The organism is Rickettsiales bacterium (assembly GCA_025210695.1).
GTDB lineage: Bacteria > Pseudomonadota > Alphaproteobacteria > Rickettsiales > CANDYO01 > CANDYO01.
In genome coordinates this window covers 1-10,038 of sequence record JAOARE010000006.1, presented here as the reverse complement: position 1 = coordinate 10,038, position 10,038 = coordinate 1, and the positions used below count along the sequence as shown (strand labels likewise).

The 10,038-nt window shown below is 35.8% G+C and carries 8 protein-coding genes; all 8 read left to right on the top strand.

Features of this window, described 5'->3' with window-relative positions:
* On the top strand, positions 1-529 hold a 529-nt coding region (locus tag N4A31_00300), incomplete at its 5' end, for an electron transfer flavoprotein subunit alpha/FixB family protein (GenBank protein MCT4634675.1).
* 1,067 nt (positions 530-1,596) lie between these two features.
* Positions 1,597-2,373 (top strand): acyl-CoA dehydratase activase, encoded by a 777-nt coding sequence (locus N4A31_00295; protein MCT4634674.1) that lies wholly within the window; start codon positions 1,597-1,599, stop codon positions 2,371-2,373.
* On the top strand, positions 2,366-3,292 hold the full coding sequence (gene bzdQ, locus N4A31_00290; protein MCT4634673.1) for a benzoyl-CoA reductase, bzd-type, subunit Q: 927 nt from the start codon (positions 2,366-2,368) through the stop codon (positions 3,290-3,292). Before N4A31_00295 ends, bzdQ begins: the two co-directional genes overlap by 8 nt.
* Positions 3,293-3,495: 203 nt before the next feature.
* Complete coding sequence (locus N4A31_00285; protein ID MCT4634672.1) at positions 3,496-4,656, top strand: 2-hydroxyacyl-CoA dehydratase family protein; 1,161 nt, start codon at positions 3,496-3,498, stop codon at positions 4,654-4,656.
* Between the two features lie 81 nt (positions 4,657-4,737).
* The gene (locus tag N4A31_00280; GenBank protein MCT4634671.1) at positions 4,738-6,027 is read left to right on the top strand and encodes a 2-hydroxyacyl-CoA dehydratase family protein; all 1,290 of its coding nucleotides are present in this window, start codon (positions 4,738-4,740) and stop codon (positions 6,025-6,027) included.
* Positions 6,028-6,067: 40 nt separating this feature from the next.
* Positions 6,068-6,829, top strand: a complete 762-nt coding sequence (locus N4A31_00275; GenBank protein ID MCT4634670.1) for an AAA family ATPase — start codon at positions 6,068-6,070, stop codon at positions 6,827-6,829.
* A gap of 359 nt (positions 6,830-7,188) precedes the next feature.
* The gene (locus N4A31_00270; GenBank protein MCT4634669.1) at positions 7,189-8,655 is read left to right on the top strand and encodes an ATP-binding protein; all 1,467 of its coding nucleotides are present in this window, start codon (positions 7,189-7,191) and stop codon (positions 8,653-8,655) included.
* A 16-nt stretch (positions 8,656-8,671) separates the two neighbouring features.
* A complete protein-coding gene (locus N4A31_00265) occupies positions 8,672-10,015 on the top strand; it encodes a sigma-54 dependent transcriptional regulator (GenBank protein MCT4634668.1) in 1,344 nt (447 codons plus the stop codon).
* The last annotated feature ends 23 nt before the right edge of the window (positions 10,016-10,038 follow it).

The following is a 10,038-nucleotide window of genomic DNA, read 5'->3' as shown; positions in this document are numbered from 1 at the left end:
TCATAAAGATGACTCAAGAAAAGGTGAAGTAATCAAGCTTGAAGTGAAATTAACTAAGGAAGATGTAAGAACAGAAGTTGTGGAAATAGTAAAAACTAAGAAAGAAATGGTTTCCCTAACAGATACTGATGTGATTGTAGCTGGTGGACGTGGACTAGGAAAATCTGAGGGTTTTGACCTTCTAAAAGAATTAGCTGATAAATTAGATGGGGTAGTAGGTGCATCTCGTGCAGCCGTTGACAATGGATGGATTGATCATTCCCATCAAGTAGGTCAAACTGGTACCACTGTTAAACCAAAACTATATATAGCTTGTGGTATTTCTGGAGCAATTCAGCATATGGCTGGTATGCAAAATTCCGATACAATTGTTGCTATTAACAAAAACCCAGATGCTCCAATTTTTAAAATTGCTGACTTTGGAATTGTTGGGGATTTGTATCAAGTTGTTCCTGCATTCATGGAAGCGTTAGATAATGCTGAGAATATTGTTGAAGCTTTAAAAGAAGTTGCATCAAGTCAAGGATAGAAATAGGTACTGCGAAGACAAGTTCCTTCTTATGCAGGAGTTTGTCTTTTTTAGTATCAAATAGATTCACACAAAATATTTTTCGGGAATTTGAAAAACATTTCCACCATTTGTGAAGGTATTATGGGTATTATTGTGTCCTCTTATATAAGTGATATAATGATATTGTAGTTGTTCTTTTTGATAATTGAGAAAATTGCATAATTGTGTTCTATAAAAATCGGGGATTCCATGTGGTTTTAAAAATCCTAAAGGCTATACCATATATACTATACAATTCTTTTAAGTAAGAGTTAAGCAATTTTCTCAAGTAATATCAAAACCTAAAAACATATATTATTGAAAACTTATCTCCACGTTTAAGGAACAGTTCAAGATTTAATAGAATACGTAAAAATTTACATTTGATTACCCAAGGAATTTCAAAAAAGCTTTGTTTTTTATTTGGATTTATAAGTAAAAGTTATACTATTTTGACAGCATGCTAATACCAGTCTTTAAATGTATAAGATAGACAAGCTCTATGTGATTTGGTAGACAACTGCAAATCTATTATTATTTTGTTTTTAGATAATGGATAATTTATCAAAATTTAATTTACTATCATATAAGGTTAATTAGTATATTTTATGTTAAAGAATACTTGTGAAATATTTTCACAAATTGTGCAAGTATTGTACAAAAAAAATCAAATGTAATTTTGCATAAATTTGGGAAGCACCAATACATAATTAGTATTTTCTATCTTATAAGTTCAAAATGAGCTAAAGCAAATGGGTGAATGGCTTGTATATTTATTATGTTTAGTTAAATCTAGAATTGAACTATATCTGGCACATAAATTGCTTATTATAGTTAGTGAAATGTAAGGGCTAGAACAAAACCAAAACCAAAAACAGAAAGCAGTTTGTACTAATACTTAATTAAAGGGGGGAAGTTGTATTAAATCAAAGATTTGTAAGTTTACAAAAGCTAGTATAGTTAAACAATTTCCTACATTCAAGGGAAAATAAAGTGAGTAATATGAGATATAAATTTATATAAGCTACTTTAGGAGATGTTGAAAAATGAAAATGATTACAGTGGGAATTGATTGCGGAAGTCAGAATACAAAAGGAGTTTTACTAAAGGATGGCAAGGTGATTGCTAAGGCAAAAATTGCCACCGAATTTGATGCTAATAAAGCTGCAGAGAGGGTATACGCATCGCTTTTGACCGACGGGGGAATCCAGAGGGATGATGTTAAGAGTACTGTTGCTACTGGGACTGGGCGGGATATTGTTGAATTTGCCAATACAACGGTGAATCAGGTTAATTCCGCAGCAAAGGGTGGACGTTTCGTGAAGCCGGATACTCATGTTATCATTGACATGGGCGCCGAAAGCTCTCGTGTTATCAGATTGACGGAGGATGGTAAGGTCAAAAAATACGAGACGAATGACAAATGTGCTTCCGGTGCTGGTACTTTTATTGAGGCTATGGCTCGGGCGCTGCAAATTAAAACCGAAGAGATGGGTATATATTCTCTAAGACATACTAAGGAAATCGTTACAAATGCTCAATGCGTAGTTTTTGCGGAATCAGAGGTGATTTCCCTTATACATCAGCAGGAGAGTAAGGAAAATATTGCCTACGGAATTCACACTGGTATTTGTAACCGTATAGCTTCCCTTATTCGCCGCATTGGCATTATGGACAATGTAATTTTGATTGGTGGTGTGGGTCATAATGAGGGCTTAGTTCAGTGTATGGAAAATGTATTTAAACAAGATATCTTCGTATCCAAGGATACCGATTATATAAGTGCCATTGGCGCAGCTCTCTATGGCATAGAGGATGTATAAAGACATAAAAGCTACATTAAAAAGGGAGGTCGAACATACAATGAACGAAGTTGAATATTGGAGATGGAAAGAATCTAATTGGAAGAATCCTGAAATATCGAATTGGCGTGGCAAACTCATAACTGCTGGAGTAGATATTGGATCAACCAGCACCCAATCCGTTATATTGGTGGATGGTGAGTTGTATGCATATTCTAGTATGCGTACGGGAGCTAACAGTCCGAATTCCGCCATAGATGCAATTAAGTGGGCAATGGAGGGGACGGATATGACCATTGAGGATCTGAACTACACCATTGGAACAGGATATGGACGTGTGAACGTACCATTTGCCAATAAAAATATAACAGAGATTACATGCCATGCTCGAGGAGCGAATTTTATCTATGGGCCCACCGTACGTACTGTGTTAGACATGGGTGGCCAGGACTGTAAGGCCATTCACTGTGATGCAAAGGGTAGGGTGACATCCTTTGTGATGAATGATAAGTGTGCAGCTGGAACTGGTCGTGGTATGGAAGTAATAGCAGATTTGCTGGCCGTACATGTGGAAGATATCGGCGAGATGTCCTTTGACATTGATGAAGAGCCGGCACCGGTATCCAGTACCTGTGTCATCTTTGCTAAGACCGAGGCTACCAATCTTATGCGTAAGGGTTGGACTAAGCAGAAGGTTCTGGCAGCTTATTGTCATGCCATGGCTTTGAGGGTAGTGAGACTCTTAGAACGTAATGGGATGGAAACCGATTTCGCCATTACTGGAGGTATTGTAAAGAATATTGGCGTAACTCGCAGGATAGAACGTATTCTGGGGGTAAAGGCCATAGCTCCTAAGTATGATACCCAGCTTGCAGGTGCAATAGGTGCGGCGTTTATTGCAAAGGAGTTAGTAGAAAAGAGAAATGGAAGATCTGCTTAATTAATGGAGGAATACCATAATCTCAAATTATAGCTGTGGGGATGATTATGGCAGTTATTATATTGTCATTAACACAAATAAAGGCTTAATATATTTTTGTGAAAAATGTAGAAGCGTTTATTGTTCTAAACCAAATTTATTTTAAGTTATAAGGTTGCATATATCTAATAAGATATAAACAATATGAAGCGAGGAGTGAAATTATGAATTGTGAAAAGTTATTTGACACAAGAGTTTCTAGTGAATCTATGAAAGAGTGGAAAGCACAGGGGAAAAAGATTATAGGCACAGTTTGTTGCCATGTGCCGGAGGAAATTATTCATGCGGCAGGCATGCTGCCTATTCGTGTAAGAGCTACTGGATGTAGCGACAATAGCGATGGCGAAGCCTGGATGTCTAGTTTGAGCTGTAGCTTTGCTAGTTCGTGTCTTCAATACATTATAGACGGTACCTATGATATAGATGGTTTGATCACATCCGACGGTTGTATGATGGCCACTCGTATTTATGATAACTGGAATCATATTGATCCTAATAAAAAAGACCATTATATCCATATGTTGGCAGCACCGAGAATGATAAAGGATATTACTTTGGACTACTATAAGGGTGAGCTTAATGATATAAAGGAAGGTATGGAGAAGTTTCTAGGGGTAGAAATTACTGATGAAAAGCTAAAGGCATCTGTTGAGCTGTACAATGAAACTCGCCGTCTCATCCGTGAATTATATGAATTACGTATGGCAAAAAATCCAGTTATAAATGGTATGGATACCCTTAAAATTACCCTAGCAGCTACTTCCATGCCGAAGGAAGAATTCAATGAGCTTTTAAAGGCGTTCCTAGATGATGCAAAGAATAGAGCCCCAATCACCGACCAACGCGCTCGTTTAATGGTGATCGGTAGTGCTTTGGATGATCCTGAGTATATCAAGGTAATTGAGGATAAGGGCGGTCTAGTTGTAGCTGATGCCGTGTGCTTTGGAAGCAGGTATCTATGGGAACCAGTAGAGCTAGACGATGATGATATACTTGGTTCTATTGCTAAATCATATCTTACTCGACCTGTATGTCCTCGTATGCTGGATCTTCATGAGGAATTGCACGAGTTTATCACAAATATGGTCAAGGAGTACAAGGTAGATGGTATAATCTATCAGAAGTTACATAATTGTGAGTGTTGGGGCGGTGAAGGTGTATACCTCAATGATTTAATGAAAAAAGCTAATATCCCTATGCTCACTGTAGAGCGTGAGGAATTAATGTCAAATGCAGGACAATTGGCAATACGTGCCGAGGCCTTTATTGAGATGATTGAGACGGATAAAGAAGATCAAGATTGCTATGCTAACTGCGGAGCGTAAGAAAGTTTATGTTAAATATAAGGTAGCTGACAATTCCTACTGAAGATTTTATTGAGAAGATTGAGAAGGAGGACTAAAAATATGAGTATAAATTTAATTTCAAATACCTGTGATCAGGTTGACAGTATCATTAAATATATAACCAAGAATAGACCTAAGGATTTATGGATGTTTGAGGTACAGAAAGCGTATTGGAATGATGTTCGTGATGCCCATAAGAACGGTAAGAAAATTATTTTCTATGGTGGTCCTGGACCAATTGAACTGATTTATGCATTTGATGCAGTACCCTTTTTCCTAGATATGATACCTACTAGAATTGCCAGTAATGTGGAGACTACTTCTGTTTATATAGACGAGGCGGAGAAGTATGTTCCAAACAGTGTGTGCGGATTGGATAAGGTGGAGCTGGGAGTTGCGTTACGCGGTGACTACGGTGTCAAACCCGATGGATTTGTTTACTTCACTGTACCTTGTGATTCTGCCCGTGTTTGTCATCCCGCTATAGATAAGGTTTTGAACGTTCCATCTATCCGTATAGATGTTCCTTTCCGAAGAGATGATCGCGGTTATAAGTATCTAGGTAAGCAGTATGAAGATTTCATAAAATTTATGGAAGAAGTGACTGGCAAAAAGATGGACTGGGATAAATTTGCCGAAGTTGCTGAAATTTCCAATAAGTGTAATGATTTAATGAATAAGATCGCAGACCTGAGGAAATTGAAGCCTTGTCCTCTACCTGGACATCTTCTGGTCCTCAATGAGATGATGATGAGTATGTCTGGTCATCCTGACATGCTAAAGTTTATGCAGAAACAATATGACATTGGTAAAGCTAGGGCTGACAAGGGCTTGGGTGCTGTTAAGGAAGAAAAATATCGAGTGTCTTGGCTACAAAATATGGTGTGGGCTAACGCTGCACTTTTACGCTGGCTAGAGACGGAATATGGTGCTATTGTGGTAATGGATGGATTTGGCTATCAGGATGGGGTCCTATTTAATGATGTCCATGACAAGGAGGATATGTTGGTTACCATGGCGAAGAAGGCTATGATCAGTCCAATGATTCATGGTGCTTCTGGTCCTGCCGAACATTATGTTAGTATGGTAGACAATATCATGGAAAGTTACGATGTAAACGTGTCCATGTTCCTCGGTCATGTAGGTTGTAAGCATACATTTGCTGCGGCTAAGATGGTTACAGATATGATTCAGGATAAGTTCGGAATCCCAACCTTAATGTTGGAATTGGATGCTATTGACTTGAGATACAAGAGCGTAGACGAGATGAAGGCATCCGTTGCGGAATACATGGAGAGTGTTGTAGGAGCTAAGCGAATCTCGAAAGAAAAAGTGAAAGCCAAAGCCTAGACCATAGCAGGTACTTCCTGCAGAAAGAGAGGTAATTTAGATGGGTAAAATAAAATCGATTGCTATTACTGGTAAAGGAGGCACAGGAAAAACAGTTGTTGCGACTCTTTTAATCAGAATGCTTGCAGAAAGATATAAAGACAAGGTACTTGCTATAGATGCTGATTCCGCTATGAGTTTACCCTATACCTTAGGAATAAAGGTAGATAAAACAGTTAGTGAGCTTCGCAAAGGATTACTCGGGAGGGATCAGCTGAGAAGTCATTTGGATGATGCTCCAACGAAAGAGCTTATGCGCAGTATAATATCCCGTGGGAATGGATTTGACTTGTTGACAATGGGTCGTCCTGAAGAACCAGGTTGTTTCTGTGCAGTCAATGAACTTTTGCGCTATGGTATTGATGCCCTTCTCAATGAGTATGACATAACCATTATCGATGGGGAGGCAGGTCCAGAGCAGCTTAACCGAAGAGTGCTTAAGAGTATTGATGTATTATTAGTTGTTGCCGATATGTCTGCTAGAAGTTTGGAAACAGCTTCTGGTATTATCGAGGTGGCAAAACGTGGTGAAGATGGTATTGAGGTTAAGAATGCTGGCCTAGTATTAAATCGTGTACGTAACGATGAGCCTGCAGAGGAGTTAGTAAAAAAAATTGGACTAGATGTATTTGGATGCCTACCTGAAGATACATTGGTGAATTCCTTTGATCGCGATGGTAAGTCATTATTGGAACTACCAATGGATTCTGCTTGCCCTATTGCGGCAAGGGAAATTCTTAAGAAGATTATCCCTGATTTCTAGGAAAGTGAGTTTAGATAATTATTTTCATGAACAAACTATAATAAATTACTATGAACCTATTAGCCATCATATGATTTAAAATCTAGAAGTCGGTCAAGGTGTGAATTATCAATATATTTCAACCTTGACCGGTTTTTGGGTTCTAAATAGAATATAGGTTATCAATCTTGGTATGAAATAGGGTCGAAAGTTAATTACCCATAGATTTACTTAAGAGTTTCTAATGATATATTAAACAAAAACATACTATATTCTGCGAATAAAGAAAAGAATTGAAGGGATTGAATAAATTGTGTAAAATAATATATAGAGATAAAGAAACTTCCAAATTTGAAGAATTGTATTCTGGAGGGTCTAAGATGATTTATTCAGATGTTAGTTGTGTTGTAGAGAACACCTTGAAAAAGTTTGTAGATTTAAGTATTGATAAAATGTTGAAAATTGATTTTTTTGCTCTTATTACCATGACTAAATATAGAAAGATTCTAATTGATGGTGAAATAAATTATTCAAGTATTGAACATGATGTAGTAATAAAATTATTACAAGAAAAAAGCGATGATTTATATAAACTAGAGGATGGAACTACATATAAGTTTTTGGTAAAGGATAGAAGTATGGATATAGTCGTTGTTCCTGTACGAGCTCAAGCCAATTATAAGGTGTTCTGTATATGCTGTTCATTAGATAAAAGTTATACAGAAAGGGATTTAGCTATAATGAAATTCCTTACAAAAGTAACTTATGAGAACGTTTTATTAGATAATGATATAATTAAAGAAAGAAACTATTTTAAAAATGTTTTTGATAGTGCAGATGTGTCCATTTTGTGTTTTGACCTTGAAGGAATAATTACTTCAGCAAATAAATCAACATTTGATGTCTTTGGACTTGCTCCTGAGGATATAATAGGAAAAAATTACTATATGCTAGTGGCAGAAGAAGAAAAAAAGGTTGTGGAGGATAGAATACTTTCCGTTGTAGAAAATAATAAAATATGTAATGCTAAAAATAGAATATTTAAGAAGACTGTATATGGAGAAAAATATATGGATTTATCCTATTGCCCTTTAAATAATAACAAAAACCAAGTTGAGGGCATTATGCTAATTGCTAGAGATACTACAAAGTTAAGGATTTACGAAAGACAATTAGAGGAGCTTAAGCAATTTGCAGTTTTAGGGGAACTAGCTGCTGGTGTTGCCCATGATATTAGAAATCCTTTAATGAGTATAAGAGGGTGTGCCAGAATTTTAGTGAAAAAGTTATCCCATCAGTCAAAGATGAATGCATTTATTGAACCAATCATAGATGAAGTAGATAGAATAGATAAAAAAATAAAGCAAATGCTATCCTATTCGTTTATAACACAGGAAGATATATATTCCCTATTAGATATCAATGAGGTTCTAGAGAAATGCTTTAATGTTGTAAGTTTTCATAAAGAATCAAAATATATCAACATAGAAAAGAAATTTTCAGAGGAATTACCACTCATAAGAGGAAACAATGTTCAGCTACAGCAGGCATTTCTAAATATTTTATTTAATGCAGTGCAAGCAATTGAAGTAGAAGGAACTATAACCATTGAAAATTATAATTTGGAGCAAGATAATAAAGTACTAGTTTCTATAAGAGACAATGGAAAGGGAATAAGTAGTAAAGGAATTGATCAAATTTTTAATCCCTTCTATACAACTAAAGATAAAGGTACAGGATTAGGATTATCTATTGTAAAGAGAGTCATTGAAAAAAATGGTGGAGAGATTGTAGTAAACTCTAAGCTAGATGAAGGGACAGAGTTTAAAGTTTACCTACCTTATTAGAAAGAGGGTATGTAACGTGTACATAAGTAAAAAGAAAATATTGATTGCTGATGATGAAGCAGTTATTTTGAAGGTCATGCGTGAAGAGTTAATTTATGAAGGATATGAGGTAGATACGGCCAATGATGGTGAGGAAGCATGTCAAAAATTCAAAGAAAAAAAATATGATTTAGTTATTTTAGACAATAAGATGCCTAAGAAGAATGGCATTGATGTACTAGAAGAGATAAAGAGTTTTAATCCAAAGATAATAGTAATCATGATGACCGCCTTTGGTACAATCAATAATGCAGTAGAAGCAATGAAACTTGGTGCTTATGATTATATAACTAAACCCTTTGATAACGATGATTTAATATGTAAAGTGAGGCAAGCTTTTAAGATTAAAGATAGTATTGTTAATGAGATTCATAATGGAAATGAAGAAACACAATTAGTAGGAAGAAGTAAAGAAATTGAAGAAATAAAGAAGAAAATAGATAAAATTAAGGATTTAGATACAACAATATTGTTAACTGGAGAAAGTGGTACAGGAAAAGGAGTTATAGCAAGAGATATCCATAATGTAAGTAATAGAGGGAAAGAACCTTTCATCCATGTCAATTGTGCAGTATTACCAGTAAACCTTATAGAGAGTGAACTTTTTGGTCATGAAAAAGGTGCTTTTACAGGAGCTACTGAAAGTAAAAAGGGGAAATTTGAATTGGCTGGAAGAGGAACTATATTTTTAGATGAGATTGGAACTTTGGACCATAGTCTGCAAGCTAAGCTTTTAACAGCATTACAGGAAAAAAAGTTTGAAAGAATTGGATCATATAGAACTATTAAACTTAAAGCAAGAATTATTGCTGCTACAAATGATAATCTTGAAGAGGCGGTTAGATCTAGGAAATTTAGAGAAGACCTTTATTATAGATTGAATGTCATTACAATAGAATGTCCTCCATTACGATATAGAAAAAAAGATATAGAGGAGTTGACACTCCATTTTGTTGAAAAATTTAATGAAAGAATGGGCAAGGACATTGAAAAGATTTCCTCGGGAGTATGGAAAATCTTTATGAATTACAATTGGCCGGGTAATGTTAGAGAGTTACAAAACACTCTTGAAAGTTCAATAGCTTTATCAAGTGGAAGGATATTAATGGAAGATGATTTGCCCCTTAGAATTAGGCGAAAAATATCTAGCCAAATAAAATACGATGAGCATGATGAACGCAGTATTTTGGAAATCGAAGAAATTAAAGCCATCCAAAAAGCCTTGGAAAGAAACAACGGACACAGAGAAAGAACTGCTAAGGAGCTTGGTATATCAAGGCGTACTCTTCAATATAAATTGAAAAAATTTGCATTGCTGTAATTAAAAAGGACTTATAGTGTAGT

What these genes read in the sequence shown, in the direction of transcription:
- N4A31_00295 (MCT4634674.1), top strand. Translation starts at nt 1,597, where the DNA reads ATGAAAATGATTACAGTGGGAATTGATTGCGGAAGTCAGAATACAAAA.
- bzdQ (MCT4634673.1), top strand. Translation starts at nt 2,366, where the DNA reads ATGTATAAAGACATAAAAGCTACATTAAAAAGGGAGGTCGAACATACA.
- N4A31_00285 (MCT4634672.1), top strand. Translation starts at nt 3,496, where the DNA reads ATGAATTGTGAAAAGTTATTTGACACAAGAGTTTCTAGTGAATCTATG.
- N4A31_00280 (MCT4634671.1), top strand. Translation starts at nt 4,738, where the DNA reads ATGAGTATAAATTTAATTTCAAATACCTGTGATCAGGTTGACAGTATC.
- N4A31_00275 (MCT4634670.1), top strand. Translation starts at nt 6,068, where the DNA reads ATGGGTAAAATAAAATCGATTGCTATTACTGGTAAAGGAGGCACAGGA.
- N4A31_00270 (MCT4634669.1), top strand. Translation starts at nt 7,189, where the DNA reads ATGATTTATTCAGATGTTAGTTGTGTTGTAGAGAACACCTTGAAAAAG.